This is a genomic window from Sorangium sp. So ce327, from assembly GCF_051530205.1.
In the GTDB taxonomy this organism is placed as follows: Bacteria; Myxococcota_A; Polyangia; order Polyangiales; family Polyangiaceae; genus Sorangium; species Sorangium cellulosum_B.
Window position 1 is genome coordinate 11011978 of the sequence record NZ_CP150330.1, and the last position, 24642, is coordinate 11036619.

Annotated in this window: 13 protein-coding genes; 5 read left to right on the top strand and 8 right to left on the bottom strand. The window is 70.2% G+C overall.

What is annotated here, in order from left to right:
• Positions 1–333: 333 nt before the first annotated feature.
• Together WME95_RS41300 and WME95_RS41305 are read left to right on the top strand one after the other, a co-directional pair.
• Positions 334–6609, top strand: a complete 6276-nt coding sequence (locus tag WME95_RS41300; RefSeq protein WP_437904748.1) for an AAA family ATPase — start codon at positions 334–336, stop codon at positions 6607–6609.
• The gene (locus WME95_RS41305) at positions 6606–8627 is read left to right on the top strand and encodes an ATP-binding protein (RefSeq protein WP_437904749.1); all 2022 of its coding nucleotides are present in this window, start codon (positions 6606–6608) and stop codon (positions 8625–8627) included. Before WME95_RS41300 ends, WME95_RS41305 begins: the two co-directional genes overlap by 4 nt.
• Before the next feature lie 85 nt (positions 8628–8712).
• Here the strand turns inward: WME95_RS41305 and WME95_RS41310 are convergent, their stop codons facing one another.
• The 8 genes from WME95_RS41310 to ppdK form a co-directional block, all read right to left on the bottom strand.
• Entirely contained in the window at positions 8713–9909 is a 1197-nt protein-coding gene (locus WME95_RS41310; RefSeq protein ID WP_437904750.1) for a PAS domain-containing protein, read from the bottom strand.
• 317 nt (positions 9910–10226) lie between these two features.
• A complete protein-coding gene (locus WME95_RS41315; protein WP_437904751.1) occupies positions 10227–13115 on the bottom strand; it encodes a DEAD/DEAH box helicase in 2889 nt (962 codons plus the stop codon).
• Positions 13116–13314: 199 nt separating this feature from the next.
• Positions 13315–14520: a type II toxin-antitoxin system HipA family toxin gene (locus WME95_RS41320; RefSeq protein WP_437904752.1), complete on the bottom strand. Its 1206-nt coding sequence runs from the start codon at positions 14518–14520 to the stop codon at positions 13315–13317.
• A 3-nt stretch (positions 14521–14523) separates the two neighbouring features.
• Positions 14524–14829, bottom strand: coding sequence for a hypothetical protein (locus tag WME95_RS41325; protein WP_437904753.1), 306 nt, complete (start codon positions 14827–14829; stop codon positions 14524–14526).
• 146 nt (positions 14830–14975) lie between these two features.
• Positions 14976–15677, bottom strand: a complete 702-nt coding sequence (locus tag WME95_RS41330) for a hypothetical protein (RefSeq protein WP_437904754.1) — start codon at positions 15675–15677, stop codon at positions 14976–14978.
• A gap of 294 nt (positions 15678–15971) precedes the next feature.
• On the bottom strand, positions 15972–16703 hold the full coding sequence (locus WME95_RS41335) for a PspA/IM30 family protein (RefSeq protein WP_437545761.1): 732 nt from the start codon (positions 16701–16703) through the stop codon (positions 15972–15974).
• A gap of 89 nt (positions 16704–16792) precedes the next feature.
• Positions 16793–18337, bottom strand: coding sequence for a hypothetical protein (locus WME95_RS41340; protein WP_437904755.1), 1545 nt, complete (start codon positions 18335–18337; stop codon positions 16793–16795).
• 202 nt (positions 18338–18539) lie between these two features.
• Entirely contained in the window at positions 18540–21332 is a 2793-nt protein-coding gene (gene ppdK, locus WME95_RS41345) for a pyruvate, phosphate dikinase (protein WP_437904756.1), read from the bottom strand.
• Positions 21333–21522: 190 nt separating this feature from the next.
• Between ppdK and WME95_RS41350 the strand changes: the two genes are divergently transcribed.
• The 3 genes from WME95_RS41350 (at position 21523) to WME95_RS41360 (ending at position 24601) form a co-directional block, all read left to right on the top strand.
• A complete protein-coding gene (locus WME95_RS41350) occupies positions 21523–22461 on the top strand; it encodes an FKBP-type peptidyl-prolyl cis-trans isomerase (RefSeq protein WP_231864474.1) in 939 nt (312 codons plus the stop codon).
• A 65-nt stretch (positions 22462–22526) separates the two neighbouring features.
• Complete coding sequence (locus WME95_RS41355; protein ID WP_437904757.1) at positions 22527–23756, top strand: AAA family ATPase; 1230 nt, start codon at positions 22527–22529, stop codon at positions 23754–23756.
• Between the two features lie 182 nt (positions 23757–23938).
• Positions 23939–24601: a c-type cytochrome domain-containing protein gene (locus WME95_RS41360; protein WP_437904758.1), complete on the top strand. Its 663-nt coding sequence runs from the start codon at positions 23939–23941 to the stop codon at positions 24599–24601.
• Positions 24602–24642 lie beyond the last annotated feature (41 nt).

A 24642-nucleotide genomic window follows, 5' to 3' on the forward strand; every position in this document is an offset into this window, starting at 1 on the left:
GTTCTGCTGATTGCGCATCAGTACACCGCAGTTCAGACATACATCGCGCTCCCCTCCTTCGTCCGTCCTGGGTCGATTCGACGGACTTCGATCTCCCGCAGGGCGGCGCGCAGGCGGTTGTTGTTGGTGTCGTCCGCCGATCCGCACCTGGCTCTGGGGAGCTCGTTCCGCCGCTCGTACCCGTCATCGAACGTTCGCTATGATGCTGGCGGGCTGGGGGGCGTGGGCAGCGCCAACCCCCCTGGCGGCACAGCTCGGTGCCAGATCTCCGCCTCCGGAGATATAACTGGTTGAATGCGCCGCCTTTCACGGGCAGGCGAGCAAGGCTAATTGATGATCGTCGAAAGAGGGTATGCGCGCCTCGGGAAGATCGAGGAACACGCTGATTTCAGCTTGTTCCGCGCGTGCCGCGAGGACGACGGTGTCCCGGTCTTGCTGAAAGTCCTGCGCGCCGAGAGAGCGACTCGCGCCGAGGTCGCGCGCTTCAAGCACCAGTGCGAGCGCATCGCCCAGCTCGCCTCACCCCGCCTCGTCGCTTTGCACGGCGTCGAGGAGCTCGCCGGCGCCCTGACGGTCGTTCTCGAGGACTTCCCGGGCCGCGATCTCGCGCGGATCCTCGCCGCGCGCCCGGCGCGCAGAATGCCGCTCTGCGAGGCGCTCGATCTCGCGGCCGCCCTCGCCGAAGGCCTCGCCGCCGTGCACGCGGCGGGGCTCATCCACCGCGATCTGCGCCCTCACAACGTGCTCGTCGGCGCATGCGGCGCGGTCAAGATCACGAGCTTCGGCGTCGACGCCGAGATCACCCGCGCCCACGAGCGGCTCTACGCGCCCGCGGTGCTCGCCGACGTGCTGCCCTATGTCTCCCCCGAGCAAACAGGCCGCATGAACCGCGGCGTCGACTACCGGACGGACCTCTACGCGCTCGGCGTCCTCCTTCACCAGGTGCTCACGGGTCAGCGCCCCTTCGAGGCCCTGGACCCGATGGAGCTCATCCACGCGCACCTCGCCCTCGCGCCCGCGCCGCCGTCCCGCGTCGACCCGACGATCCCCGAGGCCATCTCCGGCGTCGTGCTCAAGCTGCTCGCGAAGAACGCCGAGGACCGCTACCAGAGCGCCGAGGGCGTGCTCGCCGACCTCGATCGCTGTCGCGAGGCCCTGCGCGGCACGGGGACGATCGAGCCCTTCGTCGCCGGCCAGCACGATCGCCAGGACCTGTTCCGGATCCACCAGAAGCTCTACGGCCGCGAGCAGGACATCGAGGCGCTGACCGCCGCGTTCGAGCGCGCGCTCGAGGGCAGCCGCGAGAGCGTCCTCGTCTCCGGCTACTCGGGCATCGGCAAGTCCTCGCTCGTGCAGGAGATCCTGCGGCCGCTCGCGCGGCAGAAAGGCTATTTCACGAGCGGCAAGTACGACCAGTACAACCGCGACGCGCCCTACAGCGCGGTGATCCAGGCGTTCGACGGCCTGGTGCGGCAGATCCTCACCGAGAGCGAGGCGCGCATCGAGCGCTGGCGCAGCGCGATCCTCGAGGCGCTCGGGCCGAACGCGCAGGTCGTCTGCGACGTCATCCCCTCGCTCGGCCATGTGGTCGGCGCGCAGCCGCCCGTGCCGGCGCTCGCCCCGCTCGAGGCGCAGAACCGCCTGAACCGCTGCTTCTTGCTGTTCGTCTCGGTGTTCGCACGGCACGCGCACCCGCTCGTCCTGTTCCTCGACGATCTCCAGTGGATCGACGCCGCGAGCCTGGGGCTGCTCCGTACGCTCCTCGCCGACGACTCGCTCGCGGCGCTCTTCTTCTGCGGCGCCTACCGCGACAACGAGGTGTCGCCCGCGCACCCGTTCGTCCGGGCCGTCGAGGAGCTAAAGAATGCCGGGCTCGTCGTGCGCGACATCGTCCTCGCCCCGCTCGCGCGCTCGCACCTCCTCGAGATGCTCTCGGACAGCCTGGAGCGCGACGACTGCGGGCCGCTCGTCGATGCGGTGCAGAAGAAGACCGGCGGCAACCCGTTCTTCGTCAAGGAGTTCGTCCGGTCGCTGCACGACCACGGCGTGCTCACGTTCGCGGCCGGGTCAGGCTGGCGCTGGGACCTCGCCCGGATCGAGGCGCTCGCGTACACGGACAATGTCGTCGACCTCATGGTGCGCACCATCGCGCGCCTGCCGCCGGAGGCGGTGGAGGCGCTCAAGCTCGCCGCGGCGATCGGCAACCGGTTCGAGCTCGACATGCTCGTCACGGTGAGCGAGTGCTCGCCGGAAGAGGTGTACGGCCGCCTCGATCCCGCCGTCGGCGAGGGGCTCGTGCTGGCCGGGCGCCAGGGCTACCGCTTCGCCCATGACAAGGTCCAGGAGGGCGCCTACGCGATGATCCCGGAGGCGGACCGGCCCGCCTTCCACCTCCGGATCGGCCGGCTGCTCGCGGGCAAGCTGGACCTCTCCGAGAGCCAGAGCCTCTTCGACGTCGTCGGCCACCTGAACAGCGCTGGCGACCTCGTGTCGGACCCCGCGGAGCGCCTTTCCCTCGCCCGCATGAGCCTCGATGCCGCCTGCCGCGCCGAGGACTCGGCCGCCTTCGGCGCCGCCCTGCGCTACCTTGAGCTCGGCCTGCTGCGCCTCCCGGAGGACGCCTGGACGTCGCAGTACCCGCTCCGCCTCGCATACGCGATGAAGACCGGCCTCATGCTCTCGCTCTCGGGCCAGCACGACGACGCCCTGGCGCTCCTCTCCGATTGCCTGGAGCGGACCGCGAGCCGGCTCGATCGCACCGAGGTGCTGCGGCTCAAGATGAACGTGCAGGTGCTGAGAAACGACCTTTCGGCCGCCCTCGCCGAGGGGCTCGAGGCCCTCAGGGGGTTCGGGATCGACCTGCCTCTCATGCCCGACGACGAGACGCTCGACGCCCACATTCGCACGACGATGGCTATCGTCCGCGAGCGCTCGCTCGAGGCGCTCTTGGACCTGCCCCCGCTCGTGGACCGGGAGATCGCGGCCCTGCAGAACGTGCTCCAGGAGCTCTTCTCCCCCACCTACCACATCAGTCCGAACAACTACGGCATCATGTTCGCGAAGATCTTGGAGATCTCCTACCTCCACGGCCTGTCACCAAACTCGATCTACGGCTGCGTGAACTTCGGGTCTTTCCTCTGTGCCCGGGGCGACGTCGAGCTCGGCTACCAGTTCGGCCGCGCCGCCCTCGCGCTCGCCGAGCGATACCCGGACAAGAAATCCGAAGCGATGTTGTGCAACATGTGGGCCGCCCACATCCAGCACTGCAAAGATAGCTTCGACGCCTGCAGGGAGCCGCTGCTCACCGGCATTCACGCCGGGGTCGAGACCGGCCAGTACATCTGGGCTTTCTACAACACGGCCAACCTCAGCACGAATAGCCTCATCCGCGGTCTGCCGATCCCTGACCTCCTCGCCGAGGCGAGGAGCCTCGTGCCGATGTTCAAGCTCGACCGGTTCAACGCCATCACCTGGATATCCAGCTCGGTCGGGCAGATCGCGCACAACCTCTCGATCGCGACCGAGCGCCCCGCCGTGCTCGTGGGGGAGTGGGTCGACATCGAGAACATCTTCGACGAGGCGCGCCGGCACAACTACCAAGCTTGGCATTACTTCGCGAGCTTCTATGTCGTGTTCCTGCTCGTCTTCCAGGGTGAGTTCGAGGAGGGGGCGCGCGCGACCCTCCAGGTTAACTTCGGGTTCGAGCCCAATCGGGCCTGGCTCGGAACCCCGTCTTTCCACTTCTACAGCGGTATCGCGCTCGCGCGGGCCTCGGACGTCGTTTCGCCGGACGAGCGTGCGCTCTTCATCACCCGCGCCGAGCAGTTCGCCGCCGAGGTCTCCCGCTGGGCCGACCTCGGCCCGGAGAACTTCGCCCACCGCCGCGCCCTGCTCCTTGCCGAGCTCGAGCGCGTCCGCGGCGATGCGCACGCTGCGAGCGATCACTACGACGAGGGGATCGCCCTCGCGAAACAGAACCGCTTCCTCCAGGATGAGGCCCTCGGCAACGAGCTCTGCGCGCGCCACTGGCTCGTCCTCGGCAAGACCACCATTGCCCGCGCTTACATGACCGAGGCGCAAAGGGCCTACGGCCGCTGGGGCGCGACGGAGGCGATGCGGCGCCTCGAACGCGCGTACCCCGACCTCGTCCCGAGCGAGCTCCTCCGCGTCGCGACAGGCCCGGAGGCCACCGCGCCCACCGGCGCCGCGCTCGACATCAGCTCGGTGCTCAAGGCCTCCCAGGCCATCTCGGGCGAGATCGTCCTCGACCGCCTGCTCGACGCGCTCATGCGCATCCTGGTCGAGAACGCCGGCGCGAGGCGGGGCTGCCTGCTCCTCGCCCGCGGCGAGACCCTGTTCTTGACGGCCGAGGCGAGGGCGGAGGGGCCCGAGATCGAGGTGCGTATTCCTCGCGAGCCCGAAGCCCTCCCTCCGGATCTGCCGGCGTCCCTGCTCAACTACGTCCGGCGCAGCCGGGAGAAGGTGATCCTGGACGACGGGACGGCACGGAACCCCATCATCGCCGGCGACGACCTCTATCGGTACGCCAGATCCGCCCTCTGCCTGCCCATCCTGCGGCAGGCGGAGCTCGTGGGGTTGCTCTACCTGGAAAACGACCTCATCGCCGGCGCGTTCACCCCGGACCGGCTTTCGGTGCTGGAGCTGCTCTCCGCCCAGGCCGCCATCTCGATCGCCAATGCCACGCTCTACGCCGACCTGCTCCAGGAGAACAGCGAACGACGGCGCGCCGAGCAGGCCGTGCGGGACAGCAAAGAGCTCCTCCAGTCGATCGTCGACAACTCGACAGCGGTCATCTCCCTCAAGAATATCGAGGGTCGTTACCTGATGATCAACCGGCGCTACGCTGAGCTGTTCCACGTCAGTCAGCAAGCGATCGTCGGCCGGACCGACTACGATTTATTTCCCAGGGAGAGGGCCGATGCCTACCGCGCCGTCGACCAGGAGGTGCTGGCCACCGGAACCGCGCTTCAAGCCGAGGAAGAGGCCCTCCAGGACGATGGGCTGCACACCTACATCTCGCTCAAGTATCCCCTGTGCAACGCGGCGGGGCAGCCTTATGCCGTCTGCGGCATCTCCACCGACATCACCGAGCGCAAGCAGGCCGAGGCCGAGCGCCAGGCCCGCAAGACGGCCGAAGCCGCGAGCCGTGCGAAGACCGAGTTCCTGAGGAACATGAGCCACGAGCTGCGCACGCCGCTCAACGCCATCCTCGGCTACGCCCAGATCCTCAAGCACCCCCCGGATCTCGAAGACCGCCGGGCAGTGGGACTGAATACCATTCAACAGAGCGGTCAGCACCTCTTGACCCTCATCAACGACCTTCTGGACCTGGCCAAGATCGAGGCGAGCAAGCTGGAGCTCTACCCCGAACCGATCCATCTCTCGGCCTTCCTGACGGTCGTCGCCGACATCATCCGCGTCAGGGCGGAGCAGAAGAGCCTTCACTTCGTCTACGACGTCACGCCGCACCTGCCCCGGGCGGCGCTGGCCGACGAGAAGCGCTTGCGCCAGGTGCTGCTCAACCTCCTCGGCAACGCGGTGAAATTCACCGATCGGGGGCGGGTGCGCTTCGGGGTGCAGCTGCTCGCCCAGGACGAGACCGGGGCGCGCCTGCGCTTCGAGGTGGAGGATACCGGCGTCGGAATGACGCCGGAGCAGCTGGCCAAGCTCTTCCAGCCTTTCGGGCGGGTGGGGGATGTGCGGCGCCGCCCGGGTACCGGCCTCGGGCTCATGATCAGCCGCCAGCTGGTGCACCTCATGGGCAGCGAGATCCACGTGGAGAGCCGGCCCGACGAAGGCAGCCGCTTCTGGTTCGACGCGACCTTGCCGGTGACCGAGATCGCAACGCCCCTCCGGCCTTCCGAGCGGGTCGCCATCGGCTACGAGGGGCCGCGCCGGAAGGTGCTGGTCGCCGACGACGTGGTGAGCAATCGGGCGGTGCTTCTGGACCTGCTGAGCAACCGGGGCTTCGAGGTCTGCGAGGCGGCGAATGGCCAGGAGGCCATCGAGCAGGCAAGAACGGCGTCGCCGGATCTGGTGGTGATGGATCTGGTCATGCCGGTGATGGGCGGCCTGGAGACCATCCATAACATTCGCCGCGATCGCGAGGCTCGGGGGCTCGCGCGGCTGCCGCTCATCGTCGTCTCCGCGAGCGCCAACGAGGAGGACCAGGCGGAGTGCGTCGCCGCCGGCGCCGACGCCTTCCTCAGCAAGCCGATCGACCAGGAAAGCCTGCTGCGGATCATCGGCGCCCAGCTCGGGCTCACCTGGGTCTATGCCAGACCGGCCGAGGAGCAAGCCGGGGACAGGGGCGCCGCGGAGCTCGTGGCGCCTCCCCGGGAGGAGATGGAAGTCCTCCATGCCCTGGCCCTGGAGGGCAACATGCGTGACATCCGAGAGCGGGCCGCCTACCTGATCACCCTGGGCGACCGCTACCGCCCCTTCGCCGACCGCCTCGATCGCCTCGCGCAGGACTACCAGTCCCACGCGCTCCTCACCCTGGTCGAGGAACGCCTGCAGGGGGTCGAGCCGATGGCGATGGTGGGGCCGGAGCTGCCGCGGTGCATGGAGGGCGGTCAGCGACCATGAGCAGCGCCACGGCCCCCGGTCCGCGCACCCGCGTTATCCTGATCGTGGATGACGTGCCCGCCAATCTCGGCGTGCTGGTGGATAGTCTGGAATGCATAGGTCATCGCGTGCTCGTCGCTCAGGGCGGTGAAGAGGCCTTGAAGCGGGCCAGCCTCACGAGGCCCGACCTGATCCTGCTGGACGTGTTGATGCCTGGCATCGACGGCTTCGAGACGTGCCGCCGCCTGAAAGCGGCTGAAAGTACTCGAGACATCCCGGTGCTCTTCATGACCTGCCTGACCGACGCGGCCGACAAGCTCGTGGGGTTCAGGGCGGGGGGCGTCGATTACATCACCAGACCATTCGAGATTGGAGAGGTGATGGCACGGATCACGACGCACCTGAGCCTGCGCGAGGCGCAGAGGCAGCTCGAAGAGAAGAACGCGGAGCTGCAGCGTGTCCATCAAGCGCTGGAGCAGCGGGTGCGAGAGCGCACGGCCGAGCTGGCCAGCTCGAACGCCGCTCTCCGCGAGAGCCAGCATCTGCTCCAGGCCATCGTCGACAACACCGCCGCCGTCGTCTTCGTCAAGGACATCGAGGGCCGCTACATGCTCGTCAACCGCGGGTGGGAAGAGCTCTTCCAGATGCGCCGCGAGCAGATCATCGGCAAGACCGACCACGACATCTTCCCACCCGAGCAGGCCGACGCGTATCGCGCCAACGACTTGCTCGTCCTGCAGCAGAATCGGGCCATGGAGCTCGATGAGGTGGCCCCCCAGCGCGACGGCGCACGCACGTACATATCTCTCAAGTTCCCACTCTGCGGCCCCGCCGGCGAACCTGATGGCGTCTGCGGTATCGCCACCGAGATCACGGGCCGCAAGCACGCCGAGGACGTGCTGCGCCATTCCTACTCGCTCCTCGAGGCCACGCTCGAGTCGACGGCCGACGGCATCCTTGTCGTCGACGGCGCGAGGCGCGTCGTGCGCCATAACCACAGGCTCGCGCAGATGTGGAGCATTCCCACCGATGTCCTCGACGGCGGCTCGGCCGATGTGCTCCTCGCGTTCGTCGGCGGCCAGCTCCGCGAGCCCGAGCTGTTCCTGCGAAGCGTCCGTGACCTCTATGCCGATCCCGAGGCGAGCGCCTTCGACACGTTCCCGCTTCGGAACGAGCGGGTCTTCGAGTGTTATACGCAGCCCCAGCGCCTCGGAGCGCGCGTGGCCGGGCGGGTCTGGAGCTTCCGCGACATCACCGCGCGCGTGCACGCCGAGCAGCAGCGCGATCGGCTCCTCCTGGACGAGCGCCGCGCGCGCGCGGCGGCGGAGGAGGCCACCCGTCTGCGGGACGAGTTCCTCCTCATCGCCTCGCACGAGCTCCGCACCCCGGTCACCTCCCTGCAGCTCTCCATTCAATCGCTCGGGCAAAGGCTCTCGCGGGGCATGGACGCCGAGCGCGTGCGATCGGCGGTCGCCCTCTCCGGCCGCCAGATCAAGCGCCTCTCCAACCTCGTCGACATGCTCCTCGATGTCTCCCGCATCCAGGCGGGGAGGCTCGAGCTGGACCGGGCGCCCGTCGATCTGCGCGAGCTGGTCGCCGAGATCGTCGCCCAGCTCGGCGACCAGCTCGCGCAGTCGGGCAGCACGCTCGCCATGCGCGCGGAGCAGCCGATCACCGGCTGGTGGGACCGGTACCGCCTCGAACAGGTCGTCACCAACCTCCTGACCAACGCCATCAAGTTCGGGGAACGCGCGCCGATCGAGATCACCATCACCGCGGAAGGCGGGGTCGCGCGGCTCTCGGTGGCCGACCACGGGCTCGGGATCCCGGCCGAGGTGCGGACGCAGCTCTTCGAGCGATTTCGCCGCGGCGTCTCGTCGCGGAATTATGGGGGGCTCGGGCTCGGCCTCTATATCGCGCGCACCATCGTCGAGGCCCACGGCGGACGAATTCGCCTGTCGAGCGAGGTCGGCCAGGGCTCGACCTTCTGCGTCGAGCTGCCGCTCTCGACCGAGAGCGCAGCGAGCCACTCCACCTAGCCGGAGCCGGTCACCCGGTGGGCTCGCCGCTGAACGCCGGGGCGGGCGCGATCGCTCATGGGAGCACGGTGGGCCAGGTTCTTGGTCAACGCCGATGCGGTCCTGTCCTCTGCGCCGGCGCGCCCTTTCGAGCGAGCGCATAGGCCACGCCGGCCCGGAGATCGCCGCGCGTGATCAGCGCTCCGAAGTCGACGCCCAGCTGCACAAGCGTCTGGGCGATCGACGGCGCGATCCCGACCAGCACACACTCGGCGCCGAGCAGCGCCGCGGCCCGCGTCGCCTGGATCAAGCGGCTCGCCACGGACGTGTCGACCGTCATCACGCCCGTGATGTCGATGATGACGATCTCCGCCTGGTGTCGCTGGATGCCGTCGAGCAAGGTCTCCGTGAGCCGCTCCCCCCGCTCGCTGTCCATCTGCCCTATCAAGGGCACGACGAGCACGCCCTCGTGGATCGGCAGCACGGGCGTGGACAGCTGCCGGATCGTGTCGAGGAGGCTCTCCCGCGCCCTCGCCAGGTCCAGCTCGACCTCTTTTTGACGGGTCACGTCCCGCACGAGGCCCACGATGTAAAGGGGCTTGTCGTCCCTGTCGCGGACAGGCACCTTCGTCGTCTGGAAGCTCCGCGTCTGCTTGTCCTCGAGCGGCAGCTCCTCCTCGAAGACGGCGCGCTCGTGCCCGGCGGCGATGCGCTCGTCCATCTCGGTGAGGTGCCTGGCGACCTCCGGCGGGAAGAGATCGTCGTTGCGTTTCCCGACGATGGTCTCGGTCGTCAGGCCGACGCCGTCCGCGCCGGCCTTGTTGCTGAGGACATAGCGTTGCCCGTCGACGCTCTTGACGAACAGGATATCGGGCACCACGTCGATGGCGGCCTGGCAAGCGATCCGGAGGAGGCGCAGCTCCTCCGCGTGCGCCTGTTTGAGCCCGCTCACGTCCTCGAACACGACGCCCACACACCCTTCTCCGAGCGGGAATGCCTTGACCAGCAGGACGGGCGCGCCGCCGTCGCCCGCGCCCAGGCGGACCTCTCCCAGGGAGGCGGGCGAGCCCGATCGTGCCACGCGGGCGCAGAGCTCGGGGATGCCCGCGCCTCGCAGGGCCGGGAACACCTCCTCGACGCGCGCGCCCGCCGCGCCGCGGCCGAGGGCGCGCACGGCCGCCGGGTTCGCCGCGACGAAGCGCGGCTCCGCGGTGGCCTCGGCCCCGTCGCAGCGATAGACATGAACCGCCGTCGGCAGGCGCTCGAGCAGATCCGTGAAGGCGCTCCCGTTCCCCTCGCTCATGGCGCCACTTCACCCTGTTTCACGCGGCATCGCAATTCCGAGTCAAGGCGGGGGCGCGCTGCAACGCTCAGGCGTTCACACGACGCCATGTTTTCCAAACTCGTCTTCGCCGCCCTCTTCCAGGGCCGGCGCCGTCTCGTCGCGGCTCCTTCTTCGCCGCCGCTGCCGAGTCTCGAGAGCCGTGTTCTTCAGGCCCGCTTCACAAGCCACGACTGCCGGAATCACCGGACCGACTCGCATCCCATGGTCGTGCTGGAGGCGGTACGGCGCCCGGCTCGCGCGCCGAAATCCCGGCGAGACGCGATGTCCGGATCAGGCTACCGCTCGGCCGCGCGCGCGAGCGACGCACCCCCCAGCCGCTCGACCCAGCTCGTCGCCTCGTCGACGGCCGACCTAGCGAGCGCCGCGTCGAGCGGCACGCCCGCGCGCGCGAGGGCGCCGAGGTCGTGAAGCCGCGCGAGCACGGCGTGGGCCTCGATGGGCAGCCCGCCGGCCGGCACGAGGTCGCGGTACACGCCCGCGATGAGGGCCGCGTGCGACTCGGGCGCTGGCCCCTCCAGCATGCCCGCGATGGTCCCGGCGAGCGCCTCGTAGGCTGCGCGAGCGGCGTCCGCGGCGAAGCCGGCGTCCAACACCACCCGCGCGAGCCGAAGCCTATCCGCTGCCGCCTTCCGGGCGGTCGCCGCCGGAGGGCGAGGGCCCGCCGACGGCCAGCGCGCCTGTCCGTCGCCGTTCTCATGCGTCGCCTCTCCCATCGTCCCAGCGGCCTCCCCTGTCGCTCCCACGCCCGCCCCGATCGCTCCCGCGCCCTCTTCCTTCGCCCCGGTGGCCTCGACCTCGGCCACACGGGCGCGCAGCGCCGCCGTGGCGGTCTCCACGACGGCAGGCTTCACGGCGCCGGCGCCCGCAGCGGCCCCCTCCGCCGCAGCCCCGCCCACCGCGGGATCGATCGCCGTCACGGCCTCTCGCCCCCACCATTCTACCAGCGACGCCGGCGCGCCCTGGCCTCCCTCGCCGCTCGCCGCAGGCAGGACGTCGCCGCCCCCCTCCTCGGTCGCGCCCGCATCCGTCGCTTCGGCTCCTTCCGCCACCGCCAGCACCTCCCGCATCTCGCGCAGCACCACCGAGAAGCTCGGCGCCGAGAGCTCCTCCACCGTGGAGTCGGCGCGGAGCGATGCCACCAGCACCTTGCGCTTGTCGCTCAGGATGCCCTCGATGCCTCGCTCGATGCCCTCCTCGGCGCACAGGTAGGTCACGCTCACGCGGTGCGCCTGGCCCAGGCGGTGCGCGCGCGCCGTGCGCTGGTCGAGGCGCGCCGGGTTCCACGGCAGATCCAGGTGCACGACGTAGCTCGCCGCCTGCAGGTTGAGCCCTACCCCGCCGGCGTCCGTGCTCAGGAGCACCCGCACCGCCGGGTCGTCCCGGAACCGGTCGAGCAGCGCCGGGCGGCGCTCTGTCGGCACGTCGCCGTGGAGCATCGCGTGCCCGACGCGCAGCCGGTCGAGGCGCTCGCGGGCCAGCTCCAGCATCCCCACCCACTCGGAGAACACGATGACCTTGTTCCTGGGCTGCGCCGTCACCTCGGCGATCAGCGCCTCCAGCTCGTCGAGCTTCGGCGACGCCTTCTTGCGGCGGCTAGGATCGCACAGCTCGAGCGCGTTGCACGCCTGCCGCGCCTTCAAGAGCATCATCATGAGCCGGTCCAGCTCCTCCTTGCGCAGCGCACGGCGCTCCGCGATCGCGATCAGCCGGGCCGCCTGAGCGCGGTAGTCCGCCTCGAGCTCGCGCTGCTCCCGCGTGAGCGGCGTGTACCGCGTCTGCTCGAGGAGCGGCGGCAGATCCAGCAGCACCTCGGCCCGCTCGCGCCGGAGCGCGACCGGCGCGACGCGGCGGCGCAGCTCGCCGAGGTTGCGGTAGCCGACGATCCTGCCCCGCTCGTCCTGGCGGTGGAAGTCGGCGTTGAACCGCCAGAGCGGCCCGAGCAGCGCGGGGTCGACGAGCTGCAGCAGCGCATACAGGTCGTCGAGGCGGTTCTCGACCGGCGTCCCCGTGAGGACGAACAGGAAGCGCGACGGGATCGCGCGCAGCGTCGCGGCCGTCTTGGTGCGGAAGTTCTTCGCGCGCTGCGCCTCGTCGAGCACCAGCACGTCCGCCGCGAGCGCCTGGAGCCGCGAGAGCTCGCGCCAGGTGAGCTCGTAGCTCAGCACCGTGTACGCCGCCTCGAGCGCGAGCGCCCCCGTGCGCTGCGCGGGAGAGCCGCCGAGGACCGCGGCGCGCTCGCCCGTCCACCGCGCGATCTCCTGCGCCCACTGGTGCTTGAGCGACGCCGCCGTGACGATGAGGACCCGCCGCGCCTCCCCGCGTCGCCGCAAGAGCTCGCATGCCGCGATCGCCTGGAGGGTCTTGCCGAGGCCCATGTCGTCGGCGAGCAGCGCCCGCCCGTTGCGGAAGAGGTGGAGCACGCCCTCGCACTGGTACGGGAAGAGCGGCAGCCCGAGAGCCTCCAGCGCGCCCTGCTCTCGGCCCGCCTGCGCCTCGAGCGAGCGCCGGCGGCGCTTGTGCCAGATCGCCCCCGCGAGCCGCTCCGCCGCCGGCAACGCCGCATGGACGATCCGGGACGGGGACGCGTGATTCCCGAGAGCTCCCTCAGCAGCCATCCTCAGCAAGCCGCCCGCCTGCACGAGGCGCGCGCGCTCCTCGCGGAGCGACGCGGGCCACGCGCCGACCGCGAGCAGGCGCAGGCCGTCCTCCGCGTCGACCGTGACCGTGGGCCGCGCCGGCGCGTCGATCCGGGCGAGCGCGCGGCGCCACGCCGGACGCTCCGCGACCGCGCGGCGCACCGCCTCGAGGTGCTTGCACGTGCCGAGCTGATTGCCCAGAAAATCAGGGCAAGAGCAGGTGTCGTGGCGCGCGCTGGCGTCCACGAGATCGACGACGTACCGCCCCCCGCTCCCGCTCGCCACAGCGTAGTCGCCGTCGACTCGACCGCTGAGCGGCGTGATGGAGAAAGGCTCGCTGTGCGCTCGATAGACGCGCACCTCACGCTCGTACCGGCGGACCGCGTCGGCATCCTCGTAGTCATCGCATCGCGGGGAACCCCAGTGGGTCGGCTCGATCGAGGCAGGGCGCACGGCGCAGCTTTGCCGCAGCCGCCGGATGTTCGCAACAGCCCAGAGGAGCGAGCCGAGCATTGCATTTGGAGTCATCCATTTATCATCAAATCGACCGCCACGCGGCGCAGCCCCCTCGCGCAGCGCGGAGGACGTGCGATCTCGAGCGTGCACGAAGCTACCGGGTCGCTCGATCCCGCTCGAGCACCGGCGAGCGAGCCTGGCAAGAGGCGGCCTCGTGCGCGGCCCCCTCCCCAGGATCTCGCTGCCTGCCCGGGGCTACGCCCGCGTGCGGTTAGAGCGGGCTCGTGTTGAGGTGCTGATCCAGCGCGTTCCGCGCGCCGGGGGCGATAGGCAACGATCCGCGCAGCGTGGACCACGCGTCGCGCGCGCGCGACGAAGTCTCCGACACGATGTCTCTCGTGAGCTCGGGCGACGCATTGATCCTCTCGGCCAGCCTCTCGAAGTGAGCTCGGGTGATGCGGGAGAAGTCCTTCTCCCCGGAGAGCCGCAAGGCGAGGCGCTGGTCCAGACCGGGGCCATAGGCGATCGTGGAGACGAGATCGTAGGCAGGCGAAAGCCGCGCACGGCGGCCGTCGGGGTACACGAGCGACCAGTTCTTCAGGTGCGCGTCGGCGTTTCCGCTCAGCACGACGAAGACGAGGCGGCGCACCAGCTCTTCGTAATCGGCCTCACCCGACACGGTGCGTACAATGTTCGCGATCGTCGCGTAGTTGTGGCCCTTGTACTTGTCCCGAGGCCGCACGTTGAGGACCTGGGCGAAGTCTTCCTGATGGATGTGGGCTCCTTGATCGTCCCGGTCGAAGCGCCGGATTGCGAGCGCCAAGGTCTCGTCGAAGCGCAGCTCGTCGGGTAACCCTTGAATATTGGAGACCTGAACGAGATTGAAATCCGGCACGCAGACACCGGTTTCCCGTGCCCAAGCCAGCACCGAGTACTCGCTCTCTGGAACCCTGGGATAACGCCTGTCCGGCAGCTTGACGATCCAGCGCCCACCTTGGCCGGCGACGGGGAGCGTGAAGCGCGTTTCGTGTTGAAGCACAGAAAACTTGAGCTGCATACCGGCCAGAGAGAACCGCAGGGTATCGTCTTCGGCCGGGGATGAGGGCGCCGGCTCGTCAAGCTCCGCGCCACCCGCCGCCGGATCTTCCGTGCGAACGATGACGGCTCCGGGGAGGTCACCGCCAAGCACCGCCAGGAGGGATAGCTCCTGATTTTCCCGCACGCCCGCCTTGCGCGCCAGAAGCGCGCGAAGCGCGCCCTCCTCTTCCGGGAGGTAGTTCTGGAAGAAGGGGGGCAGCCGGCCGCTCTGTCCGGTGTACTCCAGAGGTGCGGCCAGATGATCCTCGAACCAGCGGCCGAGCACGGGGCGGTCGGGGAGCGCCAGGTAAGCTTCATCGAAGCGGAAGACGACCCGCCCATCCTGGTGCCGTTCTATCATGCCTACCGAAACGTCGCGGAGGAGAACGCGCAACATCATGGCTCAATCCTCGCTCACGATCATTGAGGAGAGGGACGGGCTGTCGTCAGCGTTCCACTCGTCCTCGCGCTGGAAGTAGCGCTCGGCCGTCTGTCGCAGGATCGTCACGTCGAGCAACTCGCCGCTCATCAGGTCTCGCGGGCCCAACGACGCGAGCGCGCAGCACTGCAGCTTGCTACGCGCCCTGGCGAAGTGAAAGCTGCGGAGGTGCTGGACGTCCTCTGCCGGCGCGGTACCTGCCAGCGCCAGCAGCCGCTGGACCGATCCCTCTTCGTCGTCCTTCCGGATACAGGCAGAGTGCTGCCTCATCCCCACGGTGGCTCCGGTCAGGCGAGCGCCGAGCGCTCGGCGCGCACGCGAGCAGCCTTGCCTGGTCGCGCCCTTTACGTTCTTCCTCTCCGTCAGGTGCGGCCTCCGTCGGGGGGCGGCGTGCCGCTTGAGATCTGCGACGTGCTCTACTCGATGGAGAGAGTCACGGCCTCGTCCGTCACGTCCGCCACCTCGATACTTCCGGTGAAGATCTCCTCGAACGTGAAGTTGCGGAGGACGATCGAATAACTCCCCTCGTCGATCGCCGCCGCCGCGGTCGAGAACGAGTGCTCCAGGCTGTCGAGATCGATGTCCCCTTCGAACTCACCCGACGTGATCCAGTAGGGACTCCCCTCGACCAGCACGGGCACCAGGGCGCAATCGTCGTTCGTGGGCTCACCGTCGATGAAGTCGGTCTCCCCGACACCCCAGGCCCCGTCCACGAACGTCGCGCAACCCGCCGTGGCGGCTTCATCGGAAGCGATCGCGAGCTCCGTCGTATCGAGGCTGCTGCCGCCCGCGCCGCCGCCCCCTTCGGCATCGCCGCCCGTGCCCGCGCCGCCCCCGCCTTCGGCGCTGCCGCCCGTGCCCGCGCCGCCCCCGCCTTCGGCGCTGCCGCCCGTGCCCGCGCCGCCCCCGCCTTCGGCGCTGCCACCCGTGCCCGCGCCGCCTCCGCCTTCGGCGCTGCCGCCCGTGCCCGCGCCGCCTCCGCCTTCCGCCTTGCCGCCGGTGCCCGCGCCGCCCCCACCTTCGGCACGACCGCCCGCGCCGCCGCTGCCAAAGCTGATCTCATCATCCCCGCAGGCCACCAGCAAGCACCCAAGAAAGACGATCGAACTCCACTTCATGCGCACCTCGGCTTTCTGTGACGCGCGAAAGCGTAACATGAGCTACAGGTACGCCCCAAAGTTCGGTCCATACGGCTGAACCCGCAATCTCGCGACGCGCCCCCGGCGGTCGCTCCGAGGTGCGGGAGGTCGCCTCCACCGCTCCGTGATGTGGAGCCTTCGTCACCTGTCGAAGGAAGGAGGCTCGCCGAGGCGGAATGTCACTCGATGCGGCGCCGGCGCCGGCGCCGCCACAGCGCGTCCGGCGAGGACGGCCGCCGCTCCCCGCCTTCCTGCCGCTCTTCTTTCAGCCCCTCAGGACCCGATCCGGATCCGCTTCTTCAGCGCGGCGAGCTCGTCGTCGACCGCCGCCCCGCCCGGCTTGTCCGCGCTGCCGGCGCCGGCGCTGCCGCGGCCGTGCTCGAGCTGGGCGAACTTCGCCTCCAGCTCGGCCGCCGACAGCCCGCCGCCGGAGATCGCCTCCTCGATCTCGCGCGACGCCGCGACCTGCGCCACCTGCCCCTCGACCTGCTCCTCCATGCGCCGGAACTCGGAGAAGGCGCTCTGGCCGCCCCTCGCCCCGAGCCCCTCGGCGCCGCCGCCGGCGCGCTGCTGCTGGATCTGCGCCGCGAGCGTGCCCTTCCGCGCCTGGAACTCCTCCTGCTTGGCCTCCATGCGCTCGAGCTCGGTCTTCATCGAGAGCACCGCGGAGCGCTGCTCCGCGCGCATCGCCTCGGCGCGGTCGCGCTCGCCCACCACCCGCTTCTTCTGCACGAGCGCCTCGCGCGCGAGCTTCTCGTCGTTCGCCTTCAGCGCGAGCTCGGCGCGCTTCTCCCACTTCTCCGCCTCGGCGTCGAGCTCGTCGACCTTCTTGCGCAGCACCTTCTCGGCCGCCACCGCGTCGACCAGCTCCTTCCGCGCCGCGCGGACCTGGTCCTTCATCTCCTCGACGATGAGATCCAGCGACTTTTTCGGATCTTCCGCCTTGTCGAGGAGCGCGTTGACGTTGCTCGAGATGACCTTTCCCATCCGGTCGAAGATGCCCATGCCGCTAGCGTGCACCGCCCCGCCGCCCCTGTAAAGCGCCCGCGCGCGGGGCCGCGGGCGCCCCCCCGCGGCCCAGGGGAGACCGGCGATCAGGGCGCCGGCGGGTACGCCGGACCGAAGCTCGACTCCACCGCCGACCGCGTCGTCAGCAGCGGCGTCTTCAGCGTCTCGTCCTCGTACAGCGGCCTCACCACGCAGGTGTCCTCCCCGCACTCCCCCCCCTCGACGAACGCGACGTCGGCGACCAGCCAGTACCGGGTGTTCCCGTCGGCCGGCGCGAACGTGACGGGCGCCTCCGGGTCGTAGAACCCGGTCGGGCCGAGATCCGCCCCGAGGGAGCCATTGCAGAAGATCTTGATCCGCGGGTGGACCGCGTAGTTCCGGCCATGCGCCGAGTAGTAATGGACGCCGATCCGCGTCCACTGCCCGAACGGCGGAAAATCCACGTTGATGTTCTCGGGCGCGCAAAAATCATCGCTGTCCGGGTCCGTGACGTCGGGGTCGCACGTGATGTTGTCGATATCGAGCCGCGGGTTGTAGCAACCCTTGCCGAGATCGCGCCACGCCCGCCCGGCGCCGCGAGGGGCGTAATAACACGTGTTCTTGGCCTCATCCGGGTCCGCGTACCAGCTCACCGGCTCCGGCGGCGACGCGCCGTCGCTGAACCACCGCAGCTCCGGATCCGACCCCAGCGTGTCCACGGTGCAGTTGTTGTAACCGCAGTCGTCCGGCGAGCCGGCGACCGCCCACGGCCGCGTGTCGCCCGGCTTGTGCAGGTGCAGATCGAGATCCACCCCCTCGCCGCCGAGGTCGTGCTCCCACTCGAGCTCGACCCGGAGGCCGGGCGCGCCGACGTAAAGGGCATACTCGCACGAGTCGGTCGCGCCGTCGGCGAGGCGCTTCGTGTAGATGACCTTGTACTCCCCCGACTGGAGCGGCTTGTAATCATCCGCCGGGCTCGCCCCGGAGACCGCCGGACAGGGGTCGATGCCCGCGGGGCAAACGACGCTCCAGGTCTCCGAGCCAGGCTCGGCGTCCACGCTGAACGTGCCTGTCCCCTCCTTCAGATCCACGTTCGCGAACGGAGGCACCCTCAGCGCGTGGCACCCCGCGGGGTTCTCGCGGAAGCACGCCTCGGTCGCGTGGCTGCCGCCGACGCAGGGCCCCCAGACGCCCACCTCGTTGCAAAGCTCGGTGCCCGGAAAACACCCCTCCGCCCCGCGGTACGACGGATCACCCATGAAGCACGCGTGCGCCTGCCCCGCGACGCAGGAGCACGTCTCGTCGACCTGACCGTCGCAGTCGTCGTCGAGGCCGAGGTGGTTGAGATCGCAGAGCTCCTCGCGGCCGCACTGGGTCCCGCACGGGTTCACGGCGGCGTCGCCGCCGCCGCCGGCGTCGTCGCCGGGGGCAGCCCCGCCAAGGCCGTTATCCGGAACGAAATCACCGCTGCCGCTGCTGCCCTCGGGCGCGCCGCCGCCGCCCGCGCCGCCTCCGCCGTCGCCGGGCGCACCGCCGCTCGCGCCGACATCGACGTGCGGGCCCGAGGCGTGGCAGCCGACCGCGACGAACACACCCGATGTCGCGGCCCCGAGAAATGCGAGGAGCGCAGAGGAGACGCCGAGATGACGCATGAAACCTCCATGTCTCGCCAGCGCGCGGTGCAGCAGCTCGGGCAGGCAGGCGCGCCCGGCGAGACACCGGCGATGAACAGCGAGGTTCCTGGTTTAGCAGACTTGGCGCGATACCAAAGCTCGCACGAGCGTAATCAAAGCACGCTCGTGAGAACGGATGTCCCGGCGCCCTGTCCGGGCATATGTCGCCGGAGGGTGGGTGTCAGTCCGTCGCGCGCGGACCCCTCGCGGCCTCGGCCGCGAGCGCCGCCTGCGCCGCGGCGAGGCGGGCGATGGGGACGCGGAACGGGGAGCACGACACGTAATCGAGCCCCGCCCGCTCGAAGAACGCGATCGAGCTCGGATCGCCGCCGTGCTCGCCGCAGACACCGAGCTTCAGCCCGGGCCGCGCCGCGCGCCCTCGATCCCGCCCGATCTCCACGAGCTCTCCGACGCCGGGCACGTCCAGCGACTGGAACGGATCCTTCGCGAAGATGCCGGCCTCGACGTACGCGCCGAGGAACCGGCCCGCGTCGTCGCGCGAGATGCCCAGGCTCGTCTGCGTGAGATCGTTCGTGCCGAAGCTGAAGAACTCGGCCTCCTCGGCCAGCTCGCCGGCCCTGAGCGCGGCGCGCGGGAGCTCGATCATCGTCCCGAAGCGGACGTCGACCCGCCGCCCCTTCTCGGCGAAGACCTTCTCCGCGACCCCCTCGACGAGCGCGCGCGTGAGCGCGAGCTCGCGCCGGGTCATGCTGAGCGGGATCATGATCTCCGGCTCCACCTCGATGCCCGCCGCCGCGACCTCGCACGCCGCCTCGAGGATGGCGCGCGCCTGCATCTCGTAGATCTCCGGCGACGTGATCGCCAGCCGGCAGCCGCGGTGGCCGAGCATGGGGTTGTACTCGGCGAGCTCCTCGCTCTTGCGCTGGAGATCCTTTGCGGAGACGCCCGTCGCCCTCGAGAGCTGCTGGAGCTGCGCCTCGTCCTGCGGCAAGAACTCGTGCAGCGGCGGATCGAGCAGCCGGATCGTCACCGGCAGGCCGGCCATCTCCCGGAAGACGCCCACGAAGTCGCTGCGCTGGAACGGGAGCAGCTTCTCGAGCGCGCGCCGCCGCCCGAGCTCGCCGTCCGCGAGGATCATCTCGCGCACCGCCTGGATGCGCTCCTCGTCGAAGAACATGTGCTCGGTGCGGCAGAGCCCGATGCCCTCGGCGCCGAAGTTGCGCGCCGTCCTCGCGTCGTGCGGCGTGTCGGCGTTCGACCGCACCCGGAGGCGCCGGACCGCGTCGGCCCAGGCCATGAGCTCCTCGAACTCGCCGCTCAGCGCCGCCGGGATGGTCGGCACCGCCCCGAGGTAGACCGTGCCGGTGCCGCCGTCGAGCGTGATGAGATCGCCGTCCTTCACCGTGATCGTGCCGGTCGAGCGCCCGTGATCGTCGTAGATCGTCACCGCCATCCGGCCCTGGCTCACGCTGATGGCCGAGCAGCCGGCGACGCAGCTCTTGCCCATCCCCCGCGCCACGACGGCCGCGTGGCTCGTCATGCCGCCGCGGGCCGTCAGGATGCCGCGCGCCGCCTTCATGCCGTGGATGTCCTCCGGCGACGTCTCGGAGCGCACGAGGATCACCGCCCTGCCCTGGCCCGCGCGCCGCTCCGCCTCGTCCGCGCTGAACACCACCTGCCCCGTCGCCGCCCCCGGGCTCGCCGGCAGGCCGCGCGCGAGCAGCGACTTCGGCGCGCTCGGGTCGATGCTCGGGTGCAGCAGCTGATCGATCGAGCCCGGATCCACCCGCAGGATGGCCTCCCGCTGGCTGATCAGGCCCTCCTTGGCCATCTCGACCGCGATGCGCACGGCCGCGCGGCCCGTGCGCTTGGCGGTGCGGCACTGGAGCAGGAAGAGCTCCTTCTGCTGGATCGTGAACTCCAGATCCTGCACGTCGCGGAAGTGCTGCTCGAGCTTGCCCTGCACCTCGACGAGCGCCGCGTACGCCGCGGGCATCCGCGCCTCGAGCGAGCTCTCGTCGTCCACGCCGGCGCCGGTGCCAGTTCCGGTGCCAGTTCCGGTGCCAGTTCCGGTGATCGACAGCGGGTGCGGCGTGCGCACCCCCGCGACGACGTCCTCGCCCTGCGCGTTGGGGAGCCACTCGCCGTAGAAGCGCCGCTCTCCGGTCGACGGATCGCGCGTGAACGCGACCCCCGTGCCGGAGTCGTCGCCCAGGTTGCCGAACACCATCACCTGGACGGTGCAAGCTGTCCCCCAGGCCTCCGGGATGTCGTGCATCTTCCGGTACACCTGCGCCCGGTGGTTCTTCCAGCTATCGAATACGGCGCCGATCGCCCCCCAGAGCTGCGCGTACGGCTCGTCGGGGAACGGGCGGCCCGTCGCCCCGAGGACGATATCCTTCTGGCGCTGGATCAAGGCCGCGAGCGACTCCGGATCGAGCTGGGAGTCGGGCACCTTGCGCTCGAGCTCGGCGGAGTTCAGGCGCGTCGCGTCGACGCCGAGCTTCGCGGCGGCCTGCCTGCGCGCGCGGCCGAGCGCCTCCTCGAAGCGGTCGCGGGGCACGCCGAGCACGATATCGGCATACGCCAGGATGAACCGCCGATAGGCGTCGAGCGCGAATCGCTCGCTGCCCGTGCGCCGCGCGAGCCCCCGCGCGATCTCGTCGTTCAGGCCGAGGTTCAGGATGGTATCCATCATTCCCGGCATGGACGCGCGGGCGCCCGAGCGGACCGACACGAGCAGCGGCGCCTCGGGGCTGCCGAACCCGGCGCCGCGCAGCGCCTCCAGCCGGCCGATCGCCGCCTTGATCTCGTCCTCGACGCCGGCGGGGAGCGCCTTGCCCGAGGCGTAATAGGCGTTGCAGACCTCGGTGGTGACCGTGAAGCCCGGCGGCACCGGGATGCCGAGGCGGGTCATCTCGGCGAGCCCCGCGCCCTTTCCGCCGAGCAGATCCTTCTGCTGTGCGTCCCCGTCCGCCTGCCCTGCGCCGAAGAAATATATCGATCTCCCCATGGCGGGTGCACGCTAGACCGTCCTCGCAGTCAGGTCGAGATCCCTCGAACGGCGGAATGGAGGTACGACGGACGGCCGACCGCCGACGGCCCCTATCGGATCCAGAGCCGTCGGAACCGCGGCGTGCACCTCACGCGTGCACCTCACAAAAACCCCGGCTCTCGACGGCGGACGAGCTATGAAGCCGCGCATGAAGCGCTTCTCTCTCGTCCTCGTTGCGATGTTCGCCGTCCCCCTCACCGCGTGCGACCAGAAGCCCGCCTCACAGGCGATCGCCGACGCGCCGGTGAGCGCCTCGGTCAAGCCGGCCCCGCCGCCGGCGCCCACCCCCGAGCCCGCCGCCTCGCCGCAGCCGCCGCCCGAGCCCGCCGGCCTGCCCGCGCCGCCGGACGTCGCGGCGCCGCCCGCCGACGCGCAGAAGACGGCATCGGGCCTCGCGTCCAAGGTGCTGGCGCCGGGCAAGGACACGGCGCATCCCGGCCCGGACGACAAGGTGACGGTCCACTACACCGGGTGGACCACGGACGGGAAGATGTTCGACAGCTCCATCGTCCGCAACGAGCCGGCCACCTTCCCGGTGGGCGGCGTGATCAAGGGGTGGACGGAGGCGCTCCAGCTCATGAGCAAGGGCGAGAAGCGCCGCCTCTGGATCCCCGGGGCCCTCGCCTATGGCGACACGCCGGCCCAGCCGGGCGCCCCGGCCGGAATGCTGGTGTTCGACGTCGAGCTGCTCGACTTCGCCCCCGCGCCGAAGCCTCCGCCCGCGCCGAAGGACGTGAAGGCGGCGCCGAAGACCGCGAAGAAGACCGCCTCCGGGCTCGCCTACCAGGTCCTGCAGAAGGGCACCGGCACCGAGCACCCGAAGCCGACGAGCCGCGTCGTCGTCCACTACACGGGGTGGACCACGGACGGGAAGATGTTCGACAGCTCCATCGTCCGCGACGAGCCGGCCACCTTCCCGGTGGGCGGCGTGATCAAGGGGTGGACGGAGGGCTTACAGCTGATGGTGAAAGGCGAGAAGGCGCGATTCTGGATACCGGCCGACCTCGCTTACGGCGACAAGCCCACACGGCCCGGCGCGCCCGCCGGCATGCTGGTGTTCGACGTCGAGCTCATCGACTTTCGCTGAGCCGTCGGCCGGCGCTTTACATCCGGCCGGCTGCCTGGTCACATGATGGCTGCGGGCGGCCAGGCATGCTGACATCCATCCGACTCAGGAACTTCAAGAGCTTCGCCGATCAAACGGTGGAGCTGTCCCCCTTCACGCTGCTGCTCGGGGCCAACGGCGCCGGGAAGAGCAACTTCCTCGACGCCCTGCGCTTCCTGCAGGGCGTCGGGCTGGATCTACCCCTGTGCGACATCTTCCGCGGCCGCGTCGACGGCAGGCGCGAGGTGTGGCCGGGCCTGCGCGGCGGCACGCAAGGGGCCACGCACAGGGGCGCCAAATCGTTCACCATCGAGAGCCGATGGGCGATCGGGAAGGAGGAGCTCACACACAAGATCACGTGTCAGGTCGAGCCTGACGTGATCGTGGAGCACGAGTCGCTCGAGGCGAGGTCGGCCGGGGGCCCGCTCTTCGACACGCCGGCGTCGGCGCTGAAGGGGCTGGAGGGGTTCGCCTCGGGCGGAGCGATGAAGGCGGCGTCGAAGAAGGGCCGCTCGATGCGGATCGCCTCCATGGATCGCAACCCCGCGCGGCGCAGCCTGCTCGGCCAGATAGAGCACCACCGCGGCCGCGGCGAGGACGTGAGCCTCGCGGACGTCATCGCGCTCTGCAACGCGCTCCAGGTCGCGATGCGGAGCACGCTGTCGCTCGACATCGATCCTTCGCGGATGAGGGGTTATGTGCCGCACGAGATAGAGAACCTCGGCGCCGGCGGGCAGAACCTCTCCGCCGTGCTCCGCTGGCTCTGCCAGGAGGCCGAGCACAAGGCCGATGTGCTCGGCTGGGTGCGCTCGATCTTCGCGCCCGAGATCGAAGATATCGAGTTCGCGGAGACGGGCCTCGGCGACGTCATGATGGTGCTCGTCGAGAAGGGCGGCGCCCGCGTCCCGGCGCCGAGCCTCCCGGACGGCGCGCTGCGCGCGCTCGGCAAGATCGCCGGCGTGCTCACCGCGCCGGAGGGCTCGCTCCTCCTCGTGGAGGACCCGGACGCCGGCTTGCACCCCGAGCGCGCCGCCGTGCTCGCGCAGCTCCTCGAGGGGGCGGCGCGGCCCTCCGTCTGCCAGATCGTGGCGACGACGCACTCGCCCGCGCTGCTCAGGGGGGTGTCGAAGCAGGGCCTCAGCCGCGCGATCGCGTTCCAGCGCGACCCCGAGACCTGCGCCACGACGACGCGCCGCCTCGCCGACCTCCCGCGCTTCGAGGACCTGGCCGAGCGCGATCCCGGAGAGCTGCTCTCGTCGAAGGCGCTCTCCGCGTAGACGCGAGCGAACCGATCCCGGTACAGCACCATCATTTCATTGCAGTGTCGCGAGCTCGCGATAACGATAACCATTTTCACTTCGTGAAATGCGTTGTGGATGCTCACGAGGCCATCTAGGGTCCTCCGCGAATCGACAGCGCGGCGCTCGCCGCGCGAACACAGCGTCAAAGAGGTCCTCACATGCTTTCCCAGAAAACTGCACTTCAACTGGTCCTCTGTCTGACCATCGGGTTCTCGGCGGCTGCCTGCTCTGACGATGGTGGTGAGACCGACACCAGCACCAGCTCCAGCTCCAGCAGCTCGTCCAGCAGCAGCGCCAGCAGCAGCAGCGCGGGCCAGGGCGGCGGCACCGGTGGGACCGACGGCCAGGGCGGCGCCACCGGCGGCGGCGAAGGCGGCTCCGGCGGCCAGGGCGGCGCCACCGGCGGCGGCGAAGGCGGCTCCGGCGGCCAGGGCGGCCAGGGCGGCGCCGGCGAAGGCGGCTCCGCTCCCGGCGACCCCCTCTGCGGCGCGGGCACCGCGACCTTCGCTGATGTGCGGATGATCCTGAACACGACCTGCGCGGGGTGCCACGGCAACGCCGGCCCCGCGGCCGCCGGCCTCGATCTCCGCGCGAACGCGGCCCATGGCGAGCTCGTCAACGGCGCGAGCTCGGAGTGCACCGGCCGGATGCTCGTCGTGCCGGGCAAGCCGAGCGAGAGCTACATCATCAACAAGGTGCGCGGCACCGGCCTCTGCGGCGACGACACGCGCATGCCCCCCCCGGACAAGGGCGCTGCCCTGCCCGAGGCCAGCATCAAGAAGATCAACGACTGGATCTGCGCCGGCGCTCCCGCCCAGTGAGCCCGTCTGCCCGGCTCAGCGCCTGTCCCTGCAGCGCAGGC

Excerpts from the sequence above, each read along its gene's own strand:
- WME95_RS41300 (WP_437904748.1), top strand. The coding sequence starts at position 334 with ATGATCGTCGAAAGAGGGTATGCGCGCCTCGGGAAGATCGAGGAACAC.
- WME95_RS41305 (WP_437904749.1), top strand. The coding sequence starts at position 6,606 with ATGAGCAGCGCCACGGCCCCCGGTCCGCGCACCCGCGTTATCCTGATC.
- WME95_RS41310 (WP_437904750.1), bottom strand. The coding sequence starts at position 9,909 with ATGAGCGAGGGGAACGGGAGCGCCTTCACGGATCTGCTCGAGCGCCTG.
- WME95_RS41315 (WP_437904751.1), bottom strand. The coding sequence starts at position 13,115 with ATGACTCCAAATGCAATGCTCGGCTCGCTCCTCTGGGCTGTTGCGAAC.
- WME95_RS41320 (WP_437904752.1), bottom strand. The coding sequence starts at position 14,520 with ATGATGTTGCGCGTTCTCCTCCGCGACGTTTCGGTAGGCATGATAGAA.
- WME95_RS41325 (WP_437904753.1), bottom strand. The coding sequence starts at position 14,829 with ATGAGGCAGCACTCTGCCTGTATCCGGAAGGACGACGAAGAGGGATCG.
- WME95_RS41330 (WP_437904754.1), bottom strand. The coding sequence starts at position 15,677 with ATGAAGTGGAGTTCGATCGTCTTTCTTGGGTGCTTGCTGGTGGCCTGC.
- WME95_RS41335 (WP_437545761.1), bottom strand. The coding sequence starts at position 16,703 with ATGGGCATCTTCGACCGGATGGGAAAGGTCATCTCGAGCAACGTCAAC.
- WME95_RS41340 (WP_437904755.1), bottom strand. The coding sequence starts at position 18,337 with ATGCGTCATCTCGGCGTCTCCTCTGCGCTCCTCGCATTTCTCGGGGCC.
- ppdK (WP_437904756.1), bottom strand. The coding sequence starts at position 21,332 with ATGGGGAGATCGATATATTTCTTCGGCGCAGGGCAGGCGGACGGGGAC.
- WME95_RS41350 (WP_231864474.1), top strand. The coding sequence starts at position 21,523 with ATGAAGCGCTTCTCTCTCGTCCTCGTTGCGATGTTCGCCGTCCCCCTC.
- WME95_RS41355 (WP_437904757.1), top strand. The coding sequence starts at position 22,527 with ATGCTGACATCCATCCGACTCAGGAACTTCAAGAGCTTCGCCGATCAA.
- WME95_RS41360 (WP_437904758.1), top strand. The coding sequence starts at position 23,939 with ATGCTTTCCCAGAAAACTGCACTTCAACTGGTCCTCTGTCTGACCATC.